This is a genomic window from Hoeflea sp., assembly GCF_039975035.1.
Classification (GTDB): Bacteria; Pseudomonadota; Alphaproteobacteria; order Rhizobiales; family Rhizobiaceae; genus Hoeflea.
Genome location: NZ_JBDWHW010000202.1, coordinates 32,409 through 55,468, shown reverse-complemented (window position 1 = coordinate 55,468; position 23,060 = coordinate 32,409). Strand labels below are relative to the sequence as shown.

Annotated in this window: 22 protein-coding genes; 13 read left to right on the top strand and 9 right to left on the bottom strand. The window is 60.7% G+C overall.

Annotation, left to right across the window (positions count from 1 at the left end; all coding sequences use genetic code 11):
* Nucleotides 1-3 precede the first annotated feature (3 nt).
* The 5 genes from ABJN75_RS18170 to cobM are packed head-to-tail and all read left to right on the top strand — an operon-like array spanning nt 4 to nt 5,239.
* The gene (locus ABJN75_RS18170) at nt 4-645 is read left to right on the top strand and encodes a precorrin-8X methylmutase (RefSeq protein WP_348440998.1); all 642 of its coding nucleotides are present in this window, start codon (nt 4-6) and stop codon (nt 643-645) included.
* Nucleotides 638-1,879 (top strand): precorrin-6y C5,15-methyltransferase (decarboxylating) subunit CbiE, encoded by a 1,242-nt coding sequence (gene cbiE, locus ABJN75_RS18165; protein WP_348440997.1) that lies wholly within the window; start codon nt 638-640, stop codon nt 1,877-1,879. Before ABJN75_RS18170 ends, cbiE begins: the two co-directional genes overlap by 8 nt.
* On the top strand, nt 1,876-2,604 hold the full coding sequence (cobI, locus tag ABJN75_RS18160) for a precorrin-2 C(20)-methyltransferase (protein WP_348440996.1): 729 nt from the start codon (nt 1,876-1,878) through the stop codon (nt 2,602-2,604). The genes cbiE and cobI overlap by 4 nt, the downstream gene beginning before the upstream one ends.
* Nucleotides 2,601-4,460 carry a precorrin-3B C(17)-methyltransferase gene (cobJ, locus tag ABJN75_RS18155; protein WP_348440994.1) on the top strand — a complete coding sequence of 620 codons (1,860 nt, stop codon included), beginning with the start codon at nt 2,601-2,603 and terminating at the stop codon, nt 4,458-4,460. Before cobI ends, cobJ begins: the two co-directional genes overlap by 4 nt.
* Nucleotides 4,457-5,239, top strand: a complete 783-nt coding sequence (gene cobM / locus ABJN75_RS18150) for a precorrin-4 C(11)-methyltransferase (protein WP_348440992.1) — start codon at nt 4,457-4,459, stop codon at nt 5,237-5,239. The genes cobJ and cobM overlap by 4 nt, the downstream gene beginning before the upstream one ends.
* A gap of 9 nt (nt 5,240-5,248) precedes the next feature.
* Here the strand turns inward: cobM and ABJN75_RS18145 are convergent, their stop codons facing one another.
* Nucleotides 5,249-5,944 carry a cobalt-precorrin-6A reductase gene (locus ABJN75_RS18145; RefSeq protein WP_348440991.1) on the bottom strand — a complete coding sequence of 232 codons (696 nt, stop codon included), beginning with the start codon at nt 5,942-5,944 and terminating at the stop codon, nt 5,249-5,251.
* Entirely contained in the window at nt 5,934-7,043 is a 1,110-nt protein-coding gene (locus ABJN75_RS18140; protein WP_348440990.1) for a cobalt-precorrin-5B (C(1))-methyltransferase, read from the bottom strand. The genes ABJN75_RS18145 and ABJN75_RS18140 overlap by 11 nt, the downstream gene beginning before the upstream one ends.
* Before the next feature lie 108 nt (nt 7,044-7,151).
* Between ABJN75_RS18140 and cobA the strand changes: the two genes are divergently transcribed.
* The 5 genes from cobA to ABJN75_RS18115 all read left to right on the top strand — a co-directional run bounded on the left by cobA (nt 7,152) and on the right by ABJN75_RS18115 (nt 11,849).
* On the top strand, nt 7,152-7,997 hold the full coding sequence (gene cobA, locus ABJN75_RS18135; RefSeq protein ID WP_348440989.1) for a uroporphyrinogen-III C-methyltransferase: 846 nt from the start codon (nt 7,152-7,154) through the stop codon (nt 7,995-7,997).
* Complete coding sequence (locus tag ABJN75_RS18130; RefSeq protein WP_348440988.1) at nt 7,994-9,292, top strand: cobyrinate a,c-diamide synthase; 1,299 nt, start codon at nt 7,994-7,996, stop codon at nt 9,290-9,292. Before cobA ends, ABJN75_RS18130 begins: the two co-directional genes overlap by 4 nt.
* A 3-nt stretch (nt 9,293-9,295) precedes the next feature.
* The gene (gene cobD / locus ABJN75_RS18125; RefSeq protein WP_348440987.1) at nt 9,296-10,315 is read left to right on the top strand and encodes a threonine-phosphate decarboxylase CobD; all 1,020 of its coding nucleotides are present in this window, start codon (nt 9,296-9,298) and stop codon (nt 10,313-10,315) included.
* On the top strand, nt 10,315-11,286 hold the full coding sequence (cbiB, locus tag ABJN75_RS18120; protein WP_348440986.1) for an adenosylcobinamide-phosphate synthase CbiB: 972 nt from the start codon (nt 10,315-10,317) through the stop codon (nt 11,284-11,286). Before cobD ends, cbiB begins: the two co-directional genes overlap by 1 nt.
* Before the next feature lie 131 nt (nt 11,287-11,417).
* Complete coding sequence (locus ABJN75_RS18115; protein WP_348440985.1) at nt 11,418-11,849, top strand: L,D-transpeptidase; 432 nt, start codon at nt 11,418-11,420, stop codon at nt 11,847-11,849.
* A 113-nt stretch (nt 11,850-11,962) separates the two neighbouring features.
* On the opposite strand, the gene ABJN75_RS18110 is transcribed toward ABJN75_RS18115, so the two are convergent.
* The 7 genes from ABJN75_RS18110 to hemN all read right to left on the bottom strand — a co-directional run bounded on the left by ABJN75_RS18110 (nt 11,963) and on the right by hemN (nt 18,908).
* On the bottom strand, nt 11,963-12,934 hold the full coding sequence (locus tag ABJN75_RS18110) for a lipid A biosynthesis lauroyl acyltransferase (RefSeq protein WP_348440984.1): 972 nt from the start codon (nt 12,932-12,934) through the stop codon (nt 11,963-11,965).
* A gap of 17 nt (nt 12,935-12,951) precedes the next feature.
* Nucleotides 12,952-13,980: a zinc-binding dehydrogenase gene (locus ABJN75_RS18105; protein ID WP_348440983.1), complete on the bottom strand. Its 1,029-nt coding sequence runs from the start codon at nt 13,978-13,980 to the stop codon at nt 12,952-12,954.
* A gap of 161 nt (nt 13,981-14,141) precedes the next feature.
* The gene (locus ABJN75_RS18100; protein WP_348440982.1) at nt 14,142-15,428 is read right to left on the bottom strand and encodes a beta-ketoacyl-ACP synthase; all 1,287 of its coding nucleotides are present in this window, start codon (nt 15,426-15,428) and stop codon (nt 14,142-14,144) included.
* 13 nt (nt 15,429-15,441) lie between these two features.
* On the bottom strand, nt 15,442-16,647 hold the full coding sequence (locus tag ABJN75_RS18095) for a beta-ketoacyl-ACP synthase (RefSeq protein ID WP_348440981.1): 1,206 nt from the start codon (nt 16,645-16,647) through the stop codon (nt 15,442-15,444).
* Nucleotides 16,644-17,129, bottom strand: coding sequence for a 3-hydroxyacyl-ACP dehydratase FabZ family protein (locus tag ABJN75_RS18090; protein WP_348440980.1), 486 nt, complete (start codon nt 17,127-17,129; stop codon nt 16,644-16,646). Before ABJN75_RS18090 ends, ABJN75_RS18095 begins: the two co-directional genes overlap by 4 nt.
* Nucleotides 17,130-17,153: 24 nt before the next feature.
* On the bottom strand, nt 17,154-17,438 hold the full coding sequence (locus ABJN75_RS18085) for an acyl carrier protein (RefSeq protein WP_348440979.1): 285 nt from the start codon (nt 17,436-17,438) through the stop codon (nt 17,154-17,156).
* Nucleotides 17,439-17,558: 120 nt separating this feature from the next.
* Nucleotides 17,559-18,908, bottom strand: a complete 1,350-nt coding sequence (gene hemN / locus ABJN75_RS18080) for an oxygen-independent coproporphyrinogen III oxidase (protein WP_348440978.1) — start codon at nt 18,906-18,908, stop codon at nt 17,559-17,561.
* A 157-nt stretch (nt 18,909-19,065) separates the two neighbouring features.
* Between hemN and ABJN75_RS18075 the strand changes: the two genes are divergently transcribed.
* The 3 genes from ABJN75_RS18075 to ABJN75_RS18065 all read left to right on the top strand — a co-directional run bounded on the left by ABJN75_RS18075 (nt 19,066) and on the right by ABJN75_RS18065 (nt 22,863).
* Nucleotides 19,066-19,791, top strand: coding sequence for a Crp/Fnr family transcriptional regulator (locus ABJN75_RS18075; protein ID WP_348440977.1), 726 nt, complete (start codon nt 19,066-19,068; stop codon nt 19,789-19,791).
* Nucleotides 19,792-20,114: 323 nt separating this feature from the next.
* A complete protein-coding gene (locus ABJN75_RS18070) occupies nt 20,115-20,813 on the top strand; it encodes a PAS domain-containing protein (protein WP_348440976.1) in 699 nt (232 codons plus the stop codon).
* A 385-nt stretch (nt 20,814-21,198) separates the two neighbouring features.
* On the top strand, nt 21,199-22,863 hold the full coding sequence (locus tag ABJN75_RS18065) for an electron transfer flavoprotein-ubiquinone oxidoreductase (protein ID WP_348440975.1): 1,665 nt from the start codon (nt 21,199-21,201) through the stop codon (nt 22,861-22,863).
* Nucleotides 22,864-23,060 lie beyond the last annotated feature (197 nt).

The following is a 23,060-nucleotide window of genomic DNA, read 5'->3' as shown; positions in this document are numbered from 1 at the left end:
AGCGTGAGCACTCCGGCCCCCATCCGTGATCCGGTCGAAATCTACCGGCGGTCCTTCGCCATCATCCGGGCAGAAGCCGATCTGATGCGGTTTGACGCAGCTTCCCAGGAGGTGGTGGTGCGGATGATCCATGCCTGCGGCATGGTGGATCTGGCGGGTGATGTCGTCGTGTCCGACGGCTTTGCCGCGTCTGCGAGGGCGGCGCTGCAGGCTGGCGCCCCGGTGCTGTGCGACGTGGAGATGGTGCGTCACGGGGTAATCACGCGGCTGATGCCTGCGGATAATGAAGCGCTGTGCCTGCTCAACGATCCGCAAGTGCGCGAGATCGCTGCGCGGGATGCGACCACGCGCTCGGCGGCGCAGGTCGATCTGTGGGCAAAGCGGATGGCGGGTGCTGTGATTGCCATCGGCAACGCACCAACCGCGTTGTTCCGATTGCTGGAGCTGATCGATGCGGGCGCGCCAAAGCCCGCGGCGATCATCGGTGTGCCGGTGGGATTTGTCGGTGCGGTGGAAAGCAAGGATGCGCTGATTGCCGATCCGCGCGGTGTCGAATTCCTCGCGGTCAAGGGCCGTCGTGGCGGCAGCGCGCTGGCCAGTTCGGCCGTCAACGCGATTGCCGGGGGGCTTGAAGGACATGGCTAGCGAAGTTGGAGCCAAGGCTCCGTGGCTGACCATCATCGGTATCGGCGACAACGGGCTCGACAGCCTGACGCCGCTAGCGCGGACGCTGTTTGACGCAGCCGAGACCATCATTGCGCCCGAACGGGTGCTGGCGCGGATCGATTGCGGCAAGCGGGAAACCATTGCCTGGACCTTTGGCATCAAGGACACAATCGCGCTGGTGATGGCGCGGCGCGGAACGCCAGTCACCATTCTCGCCACCGGCGACCCGATGTTTTATGGCGTCGGCGCGACGCTGATGCGCGATCTCGACAAGGCGGAGATGCGGGTGATCCCGTCGCCGTCGGCATTTTCACTCGCTGCCTCGCGGCTCGGATGGGCGCTGCAGGATGTGGCGATGATTTCGCTGCATGGCCGCTCGGTGCATGGCCTGGCGGCGCATGTGCAGCCGGACGCGCGTATCGTTGCGCTGACCTCGACAGGCCGCACGGTGGTGGAAGCGGCGCAGATCCTGAGTGCACGCGGCTATGGCCGGTCCGAGATGCATGTGCTTGAACATATCGGCGGACCAGATGAGCGCATCAAGACCATGCGGGCCGACCGGGTTGCCGCCGACAAGCCGGACTTTGCCGATTTCAACACGCTGGCGATTGTCTGTGTCGCCCAGCCGGGCGCGGTTTTGCTGCCGGCTGTTCCGGGACTGCCGGATGAGACCTTCGAGCATGACGGACAACTGACCAAGCGGGAAGTCAGGGCAACAACCCTGGCGCGGCTTGGCCCGGTGCCGGGCGGGTTGTTGTGGGATGTCGGTGCGGGGTGCGGGTCGATCGGAATAGAATGGATGCGCGCGGCGCGCGGCGCCCGGGCAATCGCGATCGAATCCAATGAAGCACGCCGGACGATGACAGCGCACAATGCGGTGGTCCTGGGAACTCCCGGTCTCGATATCGTGCCAGGCGCCGCACCCGGGGCGCTGGCAAATCTGGACATGCCGGATGCGGTGTTCATTGGTGGCGGCATTTCCCATGACGGAGTGTTCGACGCCGCATGGGACGCACTCAAGCCGTTCGGCCGCATGGTCGCCAACGCTGTGACGGTGGAGGGCGAAGCCCGCTTGTTCGCGCTGCAATCGGTCCATGGCGGTGAGCTGATCCGCATGCAGGTGAGCCGTGCCGAACCGGTGGGTCGCTATCTCGGCTGGAAGCCGATGATGCCAGTGACGCTCTGGTCGGTAACAAAAGGGCTGGATGCATGAACGGTAAATTGTACGGGGTCGGACTTGGTCCGGGTGACCCGGATCTGATCACGTTGAAGGCGCACAGAATCCTGCAGAGCGTTCCGGTGATCGCCTGGCCGGCGCCTGATACAGGGCCGAGTTTCGCCCGTGCCATCGCCGCGCCACACTTGCCTGGAGGGCAGCTGGAGATCCCGATTGTGATGCCAATGCGCACCGAACGGTTTCCGGCGCGCGACGTCTATGACAAGGCTTCCATGGAGATCTCCGCTCATCTTGATGCGGGCCGCGACGTTGCGGTCTTGTGCGAGGGCGATCCGTTTTTCTATGGCTCGTTCATGTATGTGTTCGAGCGGCTTGCGTCGCGCTATCCCACCGAAGTGGTGCCGGGTGTGTCTTCGATGATGGCAGCGGCAAGTGCTGCTGGGCGTCCATTGGCCGCGCGCAACGATGTGTTGAGCGTGATTCCGGGCCCGATGGATGACGAGGCGATGGCCGCGCGGCTCGAGCTTTGCGACGCGGTGGCGATCATCAAGGTCGGACGGCACTTTGGCCGGATCCGGGCCTTGATAGATCGGCTCGATCTGATGGATCAGGCTGTTTATGCCGAGCGGGTGTCGCTTGAGGCCGAACGGCTGATGCCGCTCGCGGACGTCGCCGATGTCACCGCACCCTATTTTTCGATGATCCTGATCTACAAAGGCGGCGAGGAATGGATCCACGCATTGCCCGGGAGTAAAGCATGACCACATCACCGGCGATTGTCATTCTCTCGGATGCGGCCTTGCCGACGGGACGGCGTATTGCCGAAGCTCTGGGCGGAGAGGTGCACGGCCTTGCCCGGCGCGTTGCTGACGGCGCTGATCTTGGATTTGACGATACCGGCGCGCATCTGGCTGATTTGTTCCGGCAGGGCCGGCCGATCATCGGACTGATGGCGGCGGGTGCGATAATCCGGCTTCTCGCGCCGCACCTCAATGACAAGCTGCGCGAACCGCCTGTGCTCGTCGTTGCCGAAGACGGATCGGCTGTGGTTCCGCTACTGGGCGGTCATCATGGCGCCAATGATCTGGCGCGCCGGATCGCCGCACTCCTTGAGGGGGTTGCAGCCATCACCACGGCGGGCGATCTGAAATTCGGCGTGGCACTCGATGCGCCGCCGGAAGGCTGGGTGCTGGCGAATCCAGAAGACTCCAAGCGGGTGATGGCCGATCTGGTGGCCGGCGGCAGCATCCGGCTTGAAGGCGACGCACCTTGGCCCACCGAGAGCGGGCTGCCATTTTCGACCGATGGCGACGTGGTTCTGGCTGTTTCCGACACGGCTGTTGCGCCACCCGCCAACGGACTGCTGTACCATCCAAAGACACTTGTGCTTGGCATCGGGTGCGAACGCGGTGCTGACGGTGACGAGGCGCTGAAACTGGCGCTGGAAAGTCTCACCGAAGCAGGCCTGTCTCCGGCGTCGGTCGGGTTGGTGGCGTCGATCGATGTGAAGGCCGATGAAGCGGCAGTGCATCATGTGGCGAGCCATTTTGGCTGTTCGGCGCGGTTCTTCGATGCGGCAACGCTGGAAGCTCAAACGCCGCGGCTGAAGCATCCGTCAGATATCGTGTTTGCCGAGGTGGGGTGCCATGGTGTGTCCGAAGGTGCGGCACTGGCCTCTGTCGGGGCATCAGGTGAATTGATTGCGGCGAAGCGCAAAAGCCGCCGTGCCACTTGTGCCATAGCCCGGGCGGTGGAGCCTTTCACTGCAGCGAACCTGTCGGGCAGGGCGCGCGGTAAATTGATGGTGGTCGGCATCGGGCCTGGGTCGAATGGCTGGCGTTCGCCGGAAGTCTCGGCAATGGTTTCGGCATCGACAGATCTGGTTGGCTATTCGCTCTATCTTGATCTGCTCGGACCGCTGACCAAAAGCAAGACGCGGCATGATTTCGATCTGGGCAAGGAAGAGGCGCGGGTGCGCCACGCCATGGAGCTGGCCGGTGAGGGAAAATCGGTGGCGCTGGTCTGTTCCGGTGATGCCGGGATCTATGCGATGGCGACGCTGGTGTTCGAACTCTTGGACAAGTCGGACGGGCCGGAAGGCCTGACGGCACAAGCACGCCGGATCAAGATTGCAGTCTCGCCGGGCATCTCGGCGCTGCAGGCTGCGGCGGCACGCGCGGGTGCGCCACTGGGCCATGATTTCTGCACCATCTCGCTGTCCGACCTGCTGACGCCCTGGGAAGATATCAAGCGCCGGGTGACGGCGGCGGGCGAGGGCGATTTCGTTATCGCGTTTTACAATCCGGTGTCGAGGAAGCGCCGCACCCAACTGGCCTGGGCGCGTGACAAGCTGCTCGAACATCGCCCGACTTCCACGCCGGTGATCCTTGCCACCAATCTCGGGCGCGAGGGAGAGCTGATCCGCATCGTCCCGCTCGGCTCGCTCAATGTCGATGATGTCGACATGCTGACCGTGGTGGTGGTCGGCTCATCCAATTCCACGACGGTGGCAACCGGCGACGGCAGGAGCTGGGTCTATACGCCGCGCGGTTACGCCCGCAAGGAAGGCACCGCGATGACACAGGTTGGGACACAGATATCAGGAGACGCGGCATGACCGTCTATTTCATCGGCGCCGGACCTGGCGCGCCGGACCTCATCACTGTACGCGGGCTCAAGCTGATCGAGCGCTGCCCGGTGTGCCTGTATGCCGGTTCGCTGGTGCCCGAAGAGATCGTGCACGCCGCGCCGGAAGACGCGCTGGTCAAAGACACGGCGCCGATGCATCTCGACGAGATCATCGCGGATATGGAAGTGGCGCATGCGGCGGGTCAGGACGTGGCACGGGTGCATTCGGGCGATCCGGCGATTTATGGCGCGGTGGCCGAACAGATGCGGCGGCTCGATGCGCTGGGGATCGACTACGAAGTGGTGCCGGGCGTGCCGGCCTTTGCCGGGGTTGCCGCAAGGCTTGCCACGGAGCTGACATTGCCGGAGATCGCCCAGACGGTGATCATCACCCGCACCGGCATGAAGGCGTCGTCGATGCCGGAATTCGAGCAGCTGGAAATTCTCGGCCAGTCCCGCGCGACGCTGGCGATCCACCTGTCGATCCGCAATCTCGATTATGTGCGCCGGTCGCTGGAGCCCTATTACGGGGCGGATTGTCCGGTGGTGATCGCCTACCGCGCCACCTGGCCGGACGAGCTGTTCATCCGCACCACGCTGGAAGGCATGAAGGAAGAGGTGCGCAAGCACAAGATCACCCGCACGGCGCTGATCATGGTCGGCAAGGTGTTTGGCGACGTCAGCTTCCGCGACAGCGACCTCTACAATTCCGAGTACTCGCACGTGCTGCGGAATGTCGGGAAAAAGAAGAAGGCGAAGGTGGCGTAATCGCCTCGATCAGCCCCGCCCAACCATGATTACCAGCAGCCCCAATTCCCGCGCTGCTTCGATCTTGGCGTAAGCCGCCTTGCCGCCCGAGTTGCGGCAGACGATGTGGGTGATGGAGTGGGCGATCAGCAGCATTGTTTCCACTGCCGGGGTATCGCCTGGACGTCCCAGTATCAAGGCGTGACCTGGAAGCTCCAGCGGCAGATCCGGCGGGTCGATCATTCGGACGACGAAATGCACGTCGTCGCGGACGGCGAACTGACTGATATGCTGCGAGCCCAATGCCAGCAGCACACGGGCGTTGGGCGGAATGGCGTCGCGGGCGGCTTCCAGTGTTTCGACTTCGATCCAGTCATCGCCGGGTTGTCTTACCCATGGAGTGCGGGTGCGGATGTCGAGCGGCACTCCGGCGATCCGCGTGGCTTCCATGGCATTGGCGCTGATCTGGCGGGCGAAGGGGTGGGTGGCATCGATCAGGCGTGTCACGCCTGTCTCACGCAGATAGCGGGCCAGTCCCTCAACTCCGCCGAAGCCGCCGGTGCGGAGCTCGCCGGCAAGCGGCGCGGGTTCCCTTGTGCGACCGGCAAGCGAGGTGATGATCCGGGCTTCGGGGTTTGCCGCAACCCATTCTCTGGCCAGATCCGCGGCTTCCCGTGTGCCGCCCAGAATCAGGATGGTTTCTGATGGCTCTGGACTATTCGGCATGAGCGAGCAGCGCTCCGGCGCGATCGGTGACCATAACGTCGACGGAGACCGGCGCGCCGCGCAACGTTGAAAGCGCGGCGGCGCGGGCTCTTGCTGCGACGATGGAAGGGAGATCGATCCCCTGATTGCGAGTCAATTCCAGCGTTTCGAGTGCGGTGTTGGCTGCCCGAATTCTGTCTTGCAAGGCGGGGTCTGCACCCAATTCCACAGCACGTGCCGCCAGCCATTCCATGTCGACCTGGCTGCGGCCGGAATGAAGGTCAAGTGCGCCTTGTGCAAGCTTGCACATCTTGGCGAAGCCGCCGGCGATGGTCAGGCGTGGTACGGGGTGGGTGCGGAGATATTTAAGCAAGCCGCCGGCGAAATCACCCATGTCGAGGCAGGCCAGATCGGACAGGCGATGAAATGTCTGCGCGGTCTTTTCCGAACTTGAACCGGTGGCGCCCAGCACATGGGCGAAACCCTCGGCGCGGGCGACATCGATGCCGCGATGGATCGAATGGATCCAGGCAGCGCAGGAATAGGGGTGCACGATGCCGGTGGTGCCGAGCACCGAAAGCCCGCCGATAATGCCGAGCCGCGGGTTCCAGGTTTGCAAGGCAAGCTCGGCGCCGTTCTCGATTGCAATCTCGATTTCGATGTCGACGGGCACGCCGTACTGTTCGCAGAGAGCGGTGACGACCTCGGTCATCATGCGGCGGGGAACCGGGTTGATGGCTGCTTCGCCCACCGCAATCGGCAGGCCGGCCCTGGTGACTGTGCCAACGCCTGCGCCTGCCTTGAAGACAATGCCGGTCGCTTCGGGCAAGCGGCGCACACTTGCCATGACAAGCGCGCCGTGGGTGACGTCCGGGTCGTCGCCGGCGTCCTTGATGATGCCTGCCATGGAACAGGTCCCGCTGATGGTTTCGCGGGCAAGCGCAAAGCTCGGGGTCTCGCCTTTTGGCAGGGTGATTTCGACAGGGTCAGGAAAGTCGCCGGTGAGCAATGCCGTGAGCGCCGCCTTGGTTGCGGCGGTTGCGCAGGCGCCGGTGGTCCAGCCGCGGCGCAGTGCCGTGGCGGGTTTTTCCAGCCTGATTTCGTTTTCGCCAGTGTCCATGTCGCAGTTCTCGGTCGTGTCTTGCCTGTTGCCGTTATAGAGTGCGATTGATACGGGTGTAACCCATGGTATTTTGCAGCAATTGCCTGCGAGCGTGAACGGAAAAGCATGAGCGACTGGCAAAAAGATCTGCCGCAGATGAAACCGGGCGAGGTGTGGCTGGTGGGTGCCGGACCGGGCGATCCCGGCCTGCTGACGCTGCACGCCGCCAATGCGCTCGCCCAGGCCGATGTGATCGTTCACGATGCGCTGGTCAACGCCGATTGCCTCAAGCTGGCGCGTACCGGTGTGGCACTGGAATATGCCGGCAAACGCGGTGGCAAGCCCTCGGCCAAGCAACGTGACATTTCGCTGCGACTGGTCGAACTGGCGCGCGAGGGCAATCGCGTGTTGCGGCTCAAGGGTGGAGATCCGTTCGTGTTCGGGCGTGGCGGCGAGGAAGCGCTGACGCTGGTCGAGCACCACATTCCGTTCCGTATCGTGCCGGGGATTACCGCCGGCATCGGCGGGCTGGCCTATGCCGGCATTCCGGTGACGCACCGCGACACCAACCACACCGTCACCTTCCTGACCGGGCATGATTCCTCCGGCCTGGTGCCGGACCGGATTGACTGGGATGGTGTGGCGCGCGGTAGCCAGGTGATCGTGATGTACATGGCGATGAAACACATCTCCACCATCGCCGCGCGGCTGATCGATGCCGGCCGGGCCGCCGACGAACCCGTCGCTTTTGTCACCGATGCATCGACAGCGGCGCAGAACGTGCTTGAAACCACGCTCGCCCGGGCGGCCGACGATGTCGCCGCGTACGGATTGCAGCCGCCGGCGATCGTCGTGGTCGGGCAGGTGGTGCGGCTCCGCCCGGCGCTTGACTGGATGGGAGCGGCTGCCGGCCGGGTGCTGACCGCCGACCCCATGGGACACCGCGCCGACGCGCAGAAGGACAGTGCATGACGGGCTTGATGATTGCCGCGCCTCAATCGGGTTCGGGCAAGACGACAGTGACTCTGGGACTTCTCAGGGCCTTGAAACGTCGCGGGGTTTCGCTGGCGCCGGGCAAGGCCGGTCCGGACTATATCGACCCTGCATTCCATGCAGCGGCGAGCGGCGCAACCTGTCTCAACTATGATCCGTGGGCAATGCGCAGCGACCTGCTGCTCGCCAATGCGTCGCTGCAATCGCAAGGCGGACGCATGCTGGTGATCGAGGCGATGATGGGGCTGTTTGACGGCGCGGCGGACGGGTCCGGATCGGCTGCGGACCTTGCCGGATTGCTGGGCCTGCCGGTCGTTCTGGTGATCGATTGCTCCAGCATGTCCCATTCGGTGGCGGCGCTGGCGCGGGGCTTTGCCAATTTTCATCCAGACATTCTCATCCCCGGCGTCATCCTCAACCGCGTGGCGAGCGCCCGGCATGAAGGCATGCTGCGCCAAGCACTGGAGAACGCGCGTATCGATGTGCTCGGCGCGCTGCCAAACGACGAGAAACTGGTTACGCCACAGCGCCATCTGGGACTGGTGCAGGCCGGCGAGAACGCAAAGCTTGCAACGTTGATCGACGCTGCTGCCGACGTGATCGAAGCCCGTGTCGATATCGACAAGCTCATCAAGCTGGCAAAGCGCGCGGTATCGTCACCTGCGCCAGCCAATATTCGCCGGTTGCCTCCGCCGGGTCAAAAGATCGCGGTGGCGCGCGATATCGCGTTTGCCTTTGCTTATGAACACATGCTGCTTGGCTGGCAGCGGCGGGGCGCCGAAATCTCGTTCTTTTCGCCGCTTGCCGATGAAGCGCCGGATGATGATTGCGACGCCGTGATCCTGCCCGGTGGATACCCGGAACTGCATGCCGGCGCAATTTCCGGCGCGGCCCGGTTCAAGTCCGGCACGCATTCGGCCATCGGTCGCGGCATTCCCGTCTATGGCGAATGTGGAGGCTATATGGTGCTTGGCGACGGGCTGATTGATGCCGAGGGAACGCGGCATGAAATGCTGGGTGCCTTGCCGCTGGTGACCAGCTTTGCCGACAAGAAACGGCATCTGGGCTACCGGCAGCTAACCCCATTGCCGGGATTTTTCTGGCCCATGGAGCTCTCGGCGCACGAATTCCACTACGCCACCACCGTGGCCGAAGGCGAAGCGGACCGGCCGTTTTCGGCGCGGGATGCGCTGGGTGCGGATCAGGGGGAAGTTGGCCTCAAGCGTGGCAATGTTGCGGGATCTTTCATGCATGTCATTGACCGGATGGACTAGGCGATGACCCCGGGCAGCGAACCGATCGCCCATGGCGGCGCGCTTTCAGAAGCCATGGCGCGCTATGGCGGAACGGCTTCCGAGTGGCTCGATCTGTCGACGGGGATAAGTCCGTTCACCCTGCCGTTGCCGGAACTGACACTCAATAGCTGGCGGCGATTGCCGGAACAGGCCGAAGTGCTGCAGGTGTGCGAGCTGGCGATGCAGCACTATGGCGGCTCGGTAATGCCGGTGGCCGTTCCAGGCACACAGGCAGCGATCCAGTTGCTTCCGTGGCTCACACCGGATGCCAGAAAGGTTGCGATCGTTTCGCCGACCTTTGCGGAGTATGAGCAGTCCTATCATCGCATGAATATTTCCGTCGAGCCGATCAGGACGCTTGAAGCAGCCGCGGGCACCGGGGCGGATGCCGTGGTTCTGGTGAACCCCAACAATCCCGACGGGCGGGAAACACCGCGCGATGATGTGTTCGGCTTTGCCCGGGCGCACCGTCGCAAGCTGGTGATCATCGACGAAGCCTTTGCCGACATGCGTCAGGACCTGTCGATGGCCGGAGCGGCAGGGATGGAACCCAACCTCGTTGTGCTGCGATCCTTCGGCAAGTTCTTTGGTCTTGCGGGATTGCGGCTCGGCTTTGTTTTCGCGCAACCGTGTCTGGCGGCAATCGTCAACGAACGGATCGGCCCATGGGCGGTTTCCGGCCCGGCGCTGGCGATCGCAACGCATGCCTTTTCACGCATTGATCTGGTTGAGGAACTGCGCAGGAAGATCGAAATAGCCAATGCGATGACCAGATCGGCTCTCAACAAGGCCTGCGTGCCGATTGTCGGCGAGACGGCGCTGTTTTTCTATTGCGAAGTGGGCGATGGCGCTGCGGTGCGCGAAGCACTCGCCAGTCACAAGGTGCTGGTGCGGGCGTTTGATCACAGCCCGTCGCGGATCCGTATCGGACTGGCGCCTGATGAACTGTCCGCCGTCAGGCTTCGCGAAACATTGCGGCTTGCGGGTGCCCGGGCTTCGTGATGGGGCATTTGCCGGTTCTTCTCGCTGCGCTGGTGCTGGATCGCCTCATTGGCGATCCCGACTGGTTGTGGCGCCGGATCAGCCATCCTGTTGTGATTTTCGGTCAAGCGATCAGATTTGCCGACAAGCGGTGCAACCGGGCAGGAGACAGCCCGGGTGTTCGCCGCCAAAAGGGACGCATCGCGATTGTCGGTCTGCTTTTGCTCGCGGCACTGGTCGGTTGGGTCCTGGCCAGTGTGTTCGATCGGCTTGGCGCTGCGGGCGTGCTGCTCGAGGTCCTGACGGTAAGCGTCTTTCTGGCACAGAAGAGCCTTGCCGATCATGTCACCGCTGTGGCCAACGGACTTTGCCGGGACGGGCTGGCTGGAGGTCGCAAGGCGGTTTCCATGATCGTCGGGCGTGACCCGGAAGCGTTGGATGAGGCCGGGGTCTCGAGGGCAGCGATCGAAAGCCTTGCCGAGAATTTTTCAGACGGAACCGTCGCCCCTGTCCTGTGGTTCGCGCTGTTGGGGCTGCCCGGGCTGCTAGCTTACAAGATGCTCAATACCGCCGATTCGATGATCGGACATCTCAATGACCGGCACCGGGATTTCGGCCGGGCGGCGGCGAAGCTGGATGATCTTGCCAACTGGCCGGCATCGCGTTTGTCGGCGCTGCTGATTGCGGCCGGAGCGGGAATGGTCAACGGGTGGACCTCCCTGCAAAGGGCCGCGGACTCGGCACTGAAAGATCAGGGACTGCATCGTTCGCCCAATGCAGGGTGGCCGGAAGCCGCGATGGCGGGCGGACTTGATCTTGTGCTGGGCGGTCCGCGCCGCTACGGCGGAGAGGTGGTGATGGAGACCGGTTTGAACGGCTCGGGCCGACCGCAAGCGGGGGCGCGGGACATTCTGGACGGGCTTGCGATATACCGGCGTGCCTGCGACTGCCTCGCGCTGATGGTTCTGGCGGGCTTTGTTGTTTCATTTTAATTCAGTAAAATCAATGACCTAGATTAATTGTTAGAATGCGATCATGCATTTTAACTTTAACTCATGAAGTCACCTGTTTAGATTAGACTTGTTCTAGTATAATTTGGTTCAGGGTAACTGGGGAAACAAACATGCGTAATTTTTTCTTGGCAGGGGTATTGGCCCTTGCACTTATGCCATTCTCGTCGGCTTCGGCATTTGCCGCCAAGCTTGTGGCGAAGGTCGATATTTCATCGCAAACTATGGTTGTAACCCACAATGGCAAGGTGAAATACAAGTGGCCTGTCTCGACCGGCCGCAAGGGATACTCGACGCCGACCGGAACCTATACGGCCAAGTGGCTCTCACGGCATCACCGGTCGCGCAAGTACAACAACGCGCCGATGCCTTATGCGGTGTTCTATCATGGCGGTTACGCTGTGCATGCGACCTATGACACCAAACGGCTCGGACGCGTCGCCTCGCATGGCTGTGTGCGGCTGGCGCCGGAACATGCGGCGAAATTTTTCTCGCTGGTGCAAAAGACCGGAAACAGCAACACCCGCATCGTGGTCAAGCGCTAAACAAAACCGTTGTGGAAGGGCGGAAAGCCGCTCAGGCTGTGCCGTCGGTGTCCTGTCTGGAAGGGGGCAGCCCCTCACATGCTTCTTTGGCCCGGTTCGTCACCGGGCCAAATTCATTTCGGGCTTTGGGAAATCTTCAATGCTTTAAGCTGATACTTGATTTGCCAGCGGTCATGGAACCATTGCCACTGACCCGGGTATTCGCGCACCCAGTCTTCGACCTTGTCGTTGAGCAATTGTGCCGTGGCCGCAACATCGACCTTGCCATCCGGACGGCGCGGGATTTCGATCGGTGCCTCGACAACCAGCCGGTGGCGACCGTCGGGAAGGCGGATGGCTCGCGCCGGATAAACGTCACATTCATATTGCCGCACCAGCTTGGCCAGCAGCGGATTTGTGTGGGCCTCGAGCCCGAAAAACGTTGTTTTCTCGCCCTTGTGGAATTTCTGGTCAACCAGCATTCCGACGCCGCCGCCGCTTTCCAGGCGCCGCGCCAGTGTGAAAGCGGCTCCGGCGCGCGAGGGCACCAAATGCCCCCTCGATGTGCGGCGTGCGGCAAGCACCCTCTTGGCGATATAGGGATTGTTGGGCGGACGGAACAACGCCATCACATCCAGTTCGTAGGCCGCCGCCGCGATCGGCAACAGTTCGAAATTGCCGGTATGTGCGGTGAAGACGATGAACGGCTTTTTGGTGTCGCGAAGCCTGATGAAGTTTTCGATGCCGTCGACTTCTATTCGTCCAGCTTCGGTGGCTGCCGGATCGTAATCGAAAAGCTGGTCGAGAAAGACATATTCCGCGGCAAGCCGGGACATGTTGCCCCACATTTCGATGGCGATCTCATGCCGTTCGGCTTCGGTTTTTTCCGGATAGGCCCTTGAAAGGTTGGCCATCGCCAGCCTGTGGCGTGACGTCAACGGGCCGATTCGCCGGGCGAGATAATCGACGAGTGCAATCGCCTTGTCCGCGGGAAACAGCGAGATCACCCGCAATACGCCGAAGATGGTTTTCGCGATCAGCCAGTCCCTGGCGCGTCGCATTGCGATGATGATGCGCGTCAGCGCCATGCGGAGGGGACTTGCCATGTGCCGGTTCGTTGACCTTAATCCATCTTGAGAATGATTTTGCCGAAGACATCGCGGTCTTCCATGCGGGCCAGGGCGACGGAAATATCGTCAAAACCGACTTCCGTATCAATGACCGGATGGACGAGGTTGGCGGCCATTTTCTGCATGGCATTGGCCATGTTTTCCATACGGCAGCCAAACGACCCGAACAATTTGAGCTGTTGCTGGAACAACATCATCAGGTTCATCTGGGTGGAGACGCCGGAGGTCGAGCCGCAAGTCACCAGCCGTCCGCCGCGCCTGAGCGACAGCATAGAGCCTGCCCATGTGTCAGCGCCGACATGTTCGAACACCACATCGACACCGCGTTTCTTGGTGAGTTTGCGAACCACACCCTCGAAACGGTCTTCGCGGTAATTGATCACATGGTCCGCGCCCAATGCCCTGGCCGGTTCGATCTTCGCATCGGAGCCGACGGTGGTGATAACGGTGCAACCGATCTTCTTGGCGAGCTGGATTGCGGCGGATCCTATGCCCGATCCTCCGGCGTGAACGAGGATGGTTTCACCCGGCTCGAGTCTGGCATTGTCTAACAGCATGTGTTCGACTGTGCCGAAGGTCACCGGTGTGACAGCCGCGCCGATGGCTGTGACGCCGGGAGGTGCGGGCACCAGAAGCCGGGCCGGCAGATTGACCTTTTCCTGGGCAAAGCCATCGAGATGGAAGCCGTGAACGCCGCTGACGTGTTCGCAAAGATTGTCGCGGCCTTCGCGGCAGGGACGGCACAGCCCGCATGTGCGTGCGCCGTAGATTGCAACCAACTGGCCGGGAACCAGACCGGAAACGCCATGGCCAACCGCGTCAATCACGCCTGATGCCTCGGCGCCGATTACCAGCGGCATCTTGCGTTTGGCAAAGGCCATGCCGCGCCAACCCCAGACATCAATATGGTTGAGCGCAACCGCCTTGATGGAAACAGTGGCTTCGCCGATGCCCGGCGGCGGCGGCGGCGGCAAGTCCACCGTTTCAAGCTTGCGATCTTCGATAAGCTGCAATGCCCGCATGGATAGTGTCCTTCGCCGCATGGCGGAGCCCTGTCGGCCGCCAATGTCTTTACAGGTGGAGCCCAAACGCCGGGATCCAGGTGGGCGCCACGCTTGTTCGCTCACACCTTGAATGGATGTTTGACCGGCAATGCCGCAGGATCGCCGGAGTGCGACATGCCTTAAGCGGGTTCAGCCGACATGACAAGGCATGCGTTTTGTCCGCCAAAGCCGAAAGAGTTGGACAGAACGCTGGTGACCGTGGCGTCGCGTTTGACATTGGGGACCACGTCGAGCGGGATTGTAGGGTCCGGATTGTCGTAATTGATGGTGGGCGGAAGAACGCCGGTCGAAATGGTCAGCAGGGAAAATACCGCCTCCACCGCGCCCGCCGCGGTCAGCGTATGGCCGATCATCGATTTGTTGGATGATACCGGTACATTGGCCATACGGTCGCCGAACACGGTCGACAATGACAGATATTCCATCTTGTCATTTTCGGGGGTCGAGGTGCCATGGGCGTTGATATAGCCGATTTCATCGGCAGATATCCCGGCGTCTGCCAGAGCCGCGCGAATGGTGGCGATCGCCGGTGCGCCGCCGGGCGAAGAGCGGGTGCGATGGAAATCGTCGGCCTTCTCGCCGCAGCCGCTGATGATGCCCAGAACCCGCGCGCCGCGAGCGATGGCTGTCTCCAACGATTCGAGCACCAGTGTTGCAGCTCCCTCGGCAATCACGAATCCGTCGCGATCCTTGGTGAAGGGGCGGGAAGCCGTCTCGGGCCGGTCGTTGTTGGTTGATAGCGCAGAGAGCAGTGAAAACCGGATCAGCGCTTCGGCGCTGACCGAACCGTCGGTAGCCACGCTCAGCGCGCGGTCAACACGTCCCTGGCGGATAGCTTCGACGCCAAGCTGGATGGCGGTTGCGCCGGATGCGCAGGCCGTCGACAGCGTGACAGGCAGTCCACGGGTTCCGAACCTATCGGCCAGACGCTCCGAAATGGCCCCGAACAAGACCGCTTCATGGAATTGCGGGTCGGCTTGTTCGCGCAACACGGTGAGGAATTGCTCATAGGCGTTTCCGCTCATCGCGTCGGGCTGCACGCGGTCGCCAAGCTCGAAGCGCGCGCTCCATTCCGGTTCAATCGGAGGCGCCGCGAGGAACAGCGGACCACCGAAATCGCCGGAAAGACCGGCTTGCGCGAGCGCTTCAATGGTGGTCTCCCGAGCAAACGCGAAGGAGCGTTCGACCGCATTGGAAACCGGGATGTCGATGAAATCGACGGTGCCGCTGATCCGTGTGGACAAGCCCTCTGACGGAAACCGGGTGATCGGATGGATCCCGGATTTGCCCGCGGTCAGTGCGGCCCAGTTGTCTTTGATACCCTGACCCAGAGACGAGACGACGCCCATGCCGGTGACTGCTACCAGCGGGCGGCCCAGATGGTCCTTGTAGGCGGCTTTGCTCATGATTGTCTCCGTCTCATGGCATTCTCGTCAGGCGGGCGATGCCTTCGCCGCGAGCGTGACCAATCGTGGTTACGATCGCCGAATTGGCAGCAGTCGAGGCGGTGCCGTCGTCGCCGGCCGCGAAGGGGCTAATTGGCCCCTCGGCGTCAAGCGTCAGGCAGGCAAGCGCCAGTCCGGTGGGGAATTGGGCCTCCAGGGAGTGACCGAACAGGGCGCCGACGGTGCGCACAGGCGTTGCCGGGAACCGTGATTTCAGGAAAGCCCGTTCGCGAGCTGCCAGATCCGGAAAGCCGCTGGTTCCGCAAAAGACCACAGTATCGGCACCGGTCTGTGGTGCGCCGGTATCGTCGGACAGGCGGTTCAACCGGTTCTCCAGCTGATCATGGTCGCGCGAGCCGCGATCGGCTGCAACTGCGTCGAGGCGGGCATAGATATGGGCGCCGCGGGCAGTGGCGTGCTCGAGTGATTCGAGGACCAGAAACGCGCCGGATGTTCCCAGGTTCAGGCCATTCGCCGATCCATCGCTGTTCCAGAACGGTCTGTCCGGGGTCTTGCCGAGCCCCTGAACTGCTTCGATCACCATCATCATGTCGATACGTTCAGCGATGAATGCGCCGCCGACAAGGCAATGCGTCGACTGTCCGGCGGATATACGGGCATGGGCGACCTCGATGGCCGAAATGCCCGCGCCTTCCTCTCCCATCAGGGTCCGGGATGATCCGGTGACTTTGTGGACGATTGAAATGTTGCCGGCGAGCAGATTGGACAATTGGGCGAGAAACAATGTCGGACGCAGTTCGGTGGTCAATTTTTCGTTGAGCAATTGTTCCCGGTCGTTACGTTTGCGACCTTCTTCGATAATCAGCGTGTCAACGGCGATATCACGTTCACCGCCACCGGCAGCCACGATCATGTCCATCGACGCGCAAGACTCCAGGTCACCCTTGAGCCCCGCATCATCGAGAGCCAGGCCTGCTGCGTAGACGCCAAGCCGTTGCCAGTTTTCCATCTGGCGCTGGTCGCCGCGGCGCGGAATCTGCTGTGACCAGTCAATCTCGGGAAGAGGATGAACCGTGTAGGGCGCAAAACTGTCAGTGTCGACGTTGCGGGCCGGCGCAGCACCGCCCATCAGCACATCGTGATGGACTTGACGTCCTACCCCGAGGGACGTCACCAGACCGATGCCGGTTACCACCACCTCATGGCGCTTGTCTGTCATTGCCGATCTCCTGTGGCATTCGCCATGGCGCTCAAAAGTCCCACTTCGCCGGCGCGGGTGCGCACTGTTTCGGCAAGCGGTACCTGATCAAAAGGAACTGTCCTGAGCTTGAGCTGACAGTCGGCCACCTTCTTGCCACCGCTGGTGATTTTGGCCTTGGTCACCGCATAGCCGGAGCCCTCATGCTCCAGCGTCGCAGTGATCTCCAGAGCCGTTCCGGGTGTGACGAAATCTCGCATCTTGGCGCCATCCACTGTCATCAGAAACGGCATTGCCGAAAAGCCGGTCTTGGCGAGAACCAGAAAGCCGCTGGCCTGAGCCATGGTTTCTATCAGCAAGACGCCGGGAACCAATGGCATCCCGGGAAAATGGCCTTCGAATACAGGGCTGGCGTCGGGGACTTTCGAGCTTGCAACCAGAGTGGCATGCTCAAGGTCAAGCGCCACAATGCGGTCAATCATCTGGAAGTATTCAAGTTGCATGGAAAAGCCCCGCCGCGCCGGGCCTCAACCCTTTGCTGCTCTCAGCTCATCAATCTTGGTGCAAAGGTTTCCAAGAACGAAATATTCCTCTGTCGAAGCTTTCCCGTCATTGACTTCCTGGGTCCACTGCTCGAGCGGGATCTTGATGCCGAATTCCTTGTCGACAGCGAAAACAATGTCGAGGAAATCCAGGCTGTCGATGCCCAAATCATCAATCGTGTGGCTTTCTGTGGTGATGGAATCGCGGTCAATCTCGCTTGTTTCTGCGATGATGTCGGCGACCTTGTCAAAAGTTGCGGTCACGCTCATGTCCTCATTGGATAACAGTTTGGGCGAAGCTATAGAAAAATCCGGCGCAAAAGCCAATGGCTTCTTTGCCCGCTATTGGCCAACGGACCCGAATGATATTACCAGATAAGACTGAGGCGATCAGACCGCAAGGGAATGGCGGGCGGTGCCGGTGCCAAAATAGGCGTCGAATGCGGACGCCACGGATCGCACGAAAGGTCTGCCTTTCTGTGTGATCTGGAAAAGTCCGCCGGCGAATTCGATCATGCCATCGGTGTCGCAGCCAGCCAGATACTCGGCTTCATCGAGGATGCTTTCCGCAGCGCCGCCGAATTCGTGCCGGATGGTGGCAAAGGAAAAGGCGAAATCGCACATCAACAACTCGATGATGCGGGCGCGGATACGGTCTTCGGTTGAAAGTTCAAAGCCGCGCACAACTGGAAGCCGGCCGAGATTGACCTGACGCTGGTATTCGCCAGTCGATGGCTGGTTCTGCACATAACCTTGCGGCAGCTGACCTATGGAGGAGGCTCCCATGCCGATCAGCGCATCGGCGGTGTCGCTGGTGTAGCCTTGGAAATTGCGCCGCATCGCGCCGGAAGCTGCAGCAATCGCCAAGCTGTCGGCAGGCAACGCAAAATGATCGATGCCAATGGCGGTGTATCCCGCAAGGGTCAGTGAAGAGGCGGCACGGTTCATCTGCGCGAACCGCTCCGTCACATCCGGTAACGCTGCCTCGTCGATCATCTTCTGATTGGCTTTCATCCACGGGACGTGAGCGTAGCCGAACAGCGCGATCCGGTCCGGGGTGAGGGAGAGAACCTTCTTGATGGTACGGTCCATGGATTTTCGGGTCTGGTGCGGCAGACCGTAGAGCACGTCGCAATTGACCGAACGGACACCGCGGGCCCGGACCTGTTCGACGACGTCCCGGGTCTGTTCGAATGTCTGCTCGCGGTTGATGGCTCTCTGTACCTTTTCGTCAAAATCCTGGACACCAATAGAGGCGCGGGTCATTCCAATGGCAGCAAGTGCATCATATCTGTCGGCTGTGAGGTCGTTGGGATCCATTTCCACGCTGATTTCGGCATCGGCGTCGAAATTGAACCGGTTGCGCAGTGTCTGGCTGAGGGTCACGATGTCATCAGGGCGCAGCATGGTCGGCGATCCGCCGCCCAGGTGCAGCGCGGTGACCCGGCAGCCCGGATCTATCAGGCTCGAAATCGTCTCGATCTCGTTTGTGAGAGCGGCCAGATAAGTCGTGAGCGGTTCATATTTCAGGGTCTGCTTGGTGTTGCAGCCGCAAAACCAACAAAGCCGGTCGCACCAGGGGATGTGGATATAAAGAGATACAGTCTGCCCCGGCTTCAGTTGCCGCAGCCAGCGCGCGTAAACATCGCCGTCAATCCCGGCATGGAAATGCGGGGCTGTCGGATAGCTGGTATAGCGTGGGGCCGGCCCACCATGTTTGCGGAGAAAATCTTTTCGCATTCACCGATCTCCCATACTTGAGTGCGTACATTGCTTATGTGAAGCCTGCGCGCCTTGACTTTGATCAAACCTCGCTGTTCTTTGTGGCCCATGGAGGAGGCAGCTGGGTATTGTGGTATGCAGGCGGCAGGTTGCCCCTGCGGGCATTGAGGGCTTGATGGACGCGCAACGCAAAGACATCCACAATTCTGAAATTCCAGTTTTGTGCCGGGCATGTGAAGCGCGTCACCGGGGTGTGTGCGGCGCTTTGTCCGCCAGTCAGTTGATTACCCTGAACAAGCAATCGACACGCAAACACGTTGCTATAGGCTCCCAGCTTATCGGGGAAAGCCAGGAATCCAGCAACTACGCGAATATCATCTCGGGCGTGGTGAAGCTGACTAAAATGATGGCAGACGGCAGGCAGCAGATTGTCGGTCTGCAATTTGCGCCCGATTTTCTAGGTCGCCCGTTTCGGATTGACAGCAGTATTGCCGCCGATGCCGCCACAGACGTTAATGTCTGCAGCTTTCCCAAGACGCTGATCGACAGAATGATCAGGGATACGCCGGAACTCGAGCACAGGCTGCTCGAGCAAACCTTGAAGGAACTGGACGAGGCCCGCGACTGGATGCTGACGTTGGGACGAAAGACGGCATCGGAAAAAGTGGCCAGTCTTTTGTACCTGATCGCCACTCATATAGATCCTGAATCGGAAAGTGAGTCTGCCAGTTTTGAATTGCCGCTGACTCGCTCAGATATTGCCGATTTTCTTGGCCTGACCATTGAGACGGTAAGCCGGCAGATGACCAAGTTGCGCAAGGACGGCATCATCCATATTCGCAACAACCGGCATCTGGATGTGCCTGACCTGGCAAAGCTGGCGGAGCGGGCTGCGCAGTAAGACAACGCCAACCAGCAGCCGTACAATTACATGACCAATATCATTCCGGCATATTCCCCGATTGCACCATTGTCGTGAAGCGATGCTTCCGGATCGACCCGGAGGTGGCCTTGTCATTGAATGAGCAAATATATTGGGATAGACATCCATTGCGCCAAATAGAATTTCGTCGCTCATACTGAGATGCTGTTGCATGATTTTTGGTGAACGCAATAAAGTATAGCCTCAGGCGGGAGCAAGAATGTATGGTGACTTGCCGGCAGGTTGTATTTCTTGTGGTGGAGACAATCCTGCAAGGGAACCGGGTGAGGGCTGGAGTTTAGATGCTGTCTCAACTTGTCCAGGAATATGAATATCTGGCGAATCAGCTTCTTGCTGCAGCGTGTCATGAGGATGAAGCTGCGGTTGACAGGATTGATGCCCGGATTCAGATATTGATAGACCGGTTGTTTGCGTTGCGGGTTCACAGCCGCAGCGAGATTTCAGCTCAAATCGGTTTTTTCAAAAGGCTTGCGCAGCGAAATTGTGAAGATGGCAGCAGTGTCTGGCGTTACACCGACGCGATGACCTCCTTGTTCGAGCGCTATATGGATTTTGATACGGGCTTGAAGCCGGGAATGCCGGGATTGGCGTATCTTCCTGTGCTGGACGGTTACGACCCGTCTGTGCACGAACTGGCGCTGGATTGTTTGCCGGAGCGGGTGGCGATAATCGGGCTCGACTATCGCTATATCTATTGCAACAAGCGCAACGCCGATTTTCATGAGAAACGGTCTTCTGACTTTATCGGCAAGCCGCTGTTCGAAATCATAGATATGGAACGGTTTGAAGAACGGGCCAAACCGCGTCTCGATCAATGTTTTGGCGGCGCATGTGTTTCTTACGATTATGAGATTCCCGATACCTGTGGACGCTTGTTCGCGGTCAATTGCCGGATGACGCCATTGCCTGGCACGAATGGAACCATCATCGGCGCTGTGCTGGTCTTGTCGATGCATCCGATGTTTGCCCGCGCGGGCTGAAGCGTTTGGTAACTCCAGGCGATATCACGGTGCCGGTCCAGCTCTGTGTTCATTTTTGACGTCCGGTCGTCGATAAATGCCGGGGCACCTATCCGCCGCATATGGGTCTTCACAGCGCGGAGACGCAGAGACTATATCTGTTATTTACGTTTACGTAAGCGTCAGTATTTGATACGCAACAGAGCGTAGCCTGTCGAATTCCGGCTCGACTTCGCGCGTGTCATTTGTCATGACAGGGGGAATCGGCCGCAAGGCCAATTGGGTGGACCGGACAGTGAAACGGGCAGTCGGGACTGTCAGGGGAGCGTGTCAAAGCCGGAGTTGAAGTTGCCTGGCGCGCCAGGGCTGTTTCGGCGCCGGTCTGATGAAGAGATGAGGATTTCCGATGAACGATATTGCTGAGCTTCCTGAACGCGAAAGCATGGAATTTGATGTGGTGATTGTCGGCGCGGGTCCCGCGGGCCTTTCTTCGGCGATCCGGCTGAAACAGATCAATCCGGAGTTGACAGTTGTTGTTCTGGAGAAGGGGGGCGAAGTCGGCGCGCATATTCTGTCGGGCGCCGTGGTCGATCCTGTCGGAATCGACAAGCTGATACCCGATTGGCGCGATGATCCCGATCATCCTTTCAAGACGCCGGTCACCGCTGATCAGTTTCTTGTGCTTGGGCCGGCCGGTTCGGTGCGGCTACCGAATTTCCTGATGCCGCCATTGATGAACAATCATGGCAATTTCATTGTATCGCTTTCCAATGTGACAAAGTGGCTTGGCGATCGCGCCGAGGCGCTCGGGGTGGAGATCTATCCGGGTTTTGCCGCCACGGAGATTCTGACCAATGACGAGGACGCGGTCATCGGTGTGGCGACCGGCGACATGGGCGTCGAGCGCAATGGCGAACCCGGTCCCAATTACGCCCGCGGCATGGCGCTGTTGGGCAAATACGTGCTGATTGGCGAGGGCGTCCGCGGCTCTCTGGCCAAGCAACTGATTTCCCGGTTCAAAATGGACGAGGACCGCGATCCGCAGAAATACGGCATCGGTCTCAAGGAGTTGTGGCAGGTCAAGCCCGAGCATCACAAACCGGGCCTGGTGCAGCACTCGTTCGGCTGGCCGCTCGACATGAAGACCGGCGGGGGATCGTTCCTCTATCACCTCGAAGACAATCAGGTGGCGGTCGGTTTCGTCGTTCACCTCAATTACAAGAACCCGTGGATTTCCCCGTTCGAGGAATTCCAGCGTTTCAAGACCCATCCGGCGATTGCTCCGGTGTTCGAGGGCGGCAAGCGGATTGGTTACGGCGCGCGCGCCATTTCCGAGGGCGGATGGCAGTCGGTGCCCAAGCTTGTCTTCCCGGGCGGCGCGCTGATCGGCTGTTCGGCTGGTTTCGTCAATGTTGCCCGCATCAAGGGGTCACACAATGCGGTGCTGTCGGGGATGATTGCGGCGGAACATGCGGCCGAAGCCATTGCGGCTGGCCGGGCGCAGGATACGCTGGACGGATATGACGCCGCCTGGCGCAGTTCCGAGATCGGTGCGGATCTGAAGAAGGTGCGCAACGTCAAACCGCTGTGGTCAAAACTCGGCACCATCGGCGGCGTGGCGCTGGGCGGGCTCGACATGTGGCTCAACACCCTGTTCGGCATTTCGCCATTCGGCACGATGAGCCACGGCAAGCCGGACTATGCAATGCTGGAGCCTGCGGCACAGCACAAGAAGATCGACTATCCAAGGCCTGACGGGGTGCTGACCTTCGACCGGCTGTCCTCGGTGTTTTTGTCCAACACCAACCATGAGGAAAACGAACCGGTGCACCTGCAGGTCAAGGACATGGCGCTGCAGAAGACCTCGGAACTGGACGTTTATGGCGGGCCTTCCAATCGGTATTGCCCGGCAGGCGTCTATGAATGGATCGAGACGGACGGCACGCCGACCTTCGTCATCAACGCGCAGAACTGCGTGCACTGCAAGACCTGCGACATCAAGGATCCCAACCAGAACATCAACTGGGTGCCGCCACAGGGCGGCGAGGGGCCGGTTTATACCAATATGTGAGGCGCGGCGGGGCAGGGCGCGCAGATGCGCCTTGCCTGAAATTGCAGCTTTGCAGTGCCGGCTTTGAGCAACCGCAAGCCGTGCTGGCCCGGTTCGAGCCCGATTGCGACTTTCGGCCTTTATGGCCGACTGTCACTTTTGGCCGAAGTGGCAGTCCGCGGAAACTCTCGGCGCTGCAGCGCAGCTTCTTGAGTGCT

Coding starts and splice junctions, on each gene's coding strand:
- cbiE (WP_348440997.1), top strand. CDS start 638: ATGGCTAGCGAAGTTGGAGCCAAGGCTCCGTGGCTGACCATCATCGGT.
- cobI (WP_348440996.1), top strand. CDS start 1,876: ATGAACGGTAAATTGTACGGGGTCGGACTTGGTCCGGGTGACCCGGAT.
- cobJ (WP_348440994.1), top strand. CDS start 2,601: ATGACCACATCACCGGCGATTGTCATTCTCTCGGATGCGGCCTTGCCG.
- cobM (WP_348440992.1), top strand. CDS start 4,457: ATGACCGTCTATTTCATCGGCGCCGGACCTGGCGCGCCGGACCTCATC.
- ABJN75_RS18145 (WP_348440991.1), bottom strand. CDS start 5,944: ATGCCGAATAGTCCAGAGCCATCAGAAACCATCCTGATTCTGGGCGGC.
- ABJN75_RS18140 (WP_348440990.1), bottom strand. CDS start 7,043: ATGGACACTGGCGAAAACGAAATCAGGCTGGAAAAACCCGCCACGGCA.
- cobA (WP_348440989.1), top strand. CDS start 7,152: ATGAGCGACTGGCAAAAAGATCTGCCGCAGATGAAACCGGGCGAGGTG.
- ABJN75_RS18130 (WP_348440988.1), top strand. CDS start 7,994: ATGACGGGCTTGATGATTGCCGCGCCTCAATCGGGTTCGGGCAAGACG.
- cobD (WP_348440987.1), top strand. CDS start 9,296: ATGACCCCGGGCAGCGAACCGATCGCCCATGGCGGCGCGCTTTCAGAA.
- cbiB (WP_348440986.1), top strand. CDS start 10,315: ATGGGGCATTTGCCGGTTCTTCTCGCTGCGCTGGTGCTGGATCGCCTC.
- ABJN75_RS18115 (WP_348440985.1), top strand. CDS start 11,418: ATGCGTAATTTTTTCTTGGCAGGGGTATTGGCCCTTGCACTTATGCCA.
- ABJN75_RS18110 (WP_348440984.1), bottom strand. CDS start 12,934: ATGGCAAGTCCCCTCCGCATGGCGCTGACGCGCATCATCATCGCAATG.
- ABJN75_RS18105 (WP_348440983.1), bottom strand. CDS start 13,980: ATGCGGGCATTGCAGCTTATCGAAGATCGCAAGCTTGAAACGGTGGAC.
- ABJN75_RS18100 (WP_348440982.1), bottom strand. CDS start 15,428: ATGAGCAAAGCCGCCTACAAGGACCATCTGGGCCGCCCGCTGGTAGCA.
- ABJN75_RS18095 (WP_348440981.1), bottom strand. CDS start 16,647: ATGACAGACAAGCGCCATGAGGTGGTGGTAACCGGCATCGGTCTGGTG.
- ABJN75_RS18090 (WP_348440980.1), bottom strand. CDS start 17,129: ATGCAACTTGAATACTTCCAGATGATTGACCGCATTGTGGCGCTTGAC.
- ABJN75_RS18085 (WP_348440979.1), bottom strand. CDS start 17,438: ATGAGCGTGACCGCAACTTTTGACAAGGTCGCCGACATCATCGCAGAA.
- hemN (WP_348440978.1), bottom strand. CDS start 18,908: ATGCGAAAAGATTTTCTCCGCAAACATGGTGGGCCGGCCCCACGCTAT.
- ABJN75_RS18075 (WP_348440977.1), top strand. CDS start 19,066: ATGGACGCGCAACGCAAAGACATCCACAATTCTGAAATTCCAGTTTTG.
- ABJN75_RS18070 (WP_348440976.1), top strand. CDS start 20,115: ATGCTGTCTCAACTTGTCCAGGAATATGAATATCTGGCGAATCAGCTT.
- ABJN75_RS18065 (WP_348440975.1), top strand. CDS start 21,199: ATGAACGATATTGCTGAGCTTCCTGAACGCGAAAGCATGGAATTTGAT.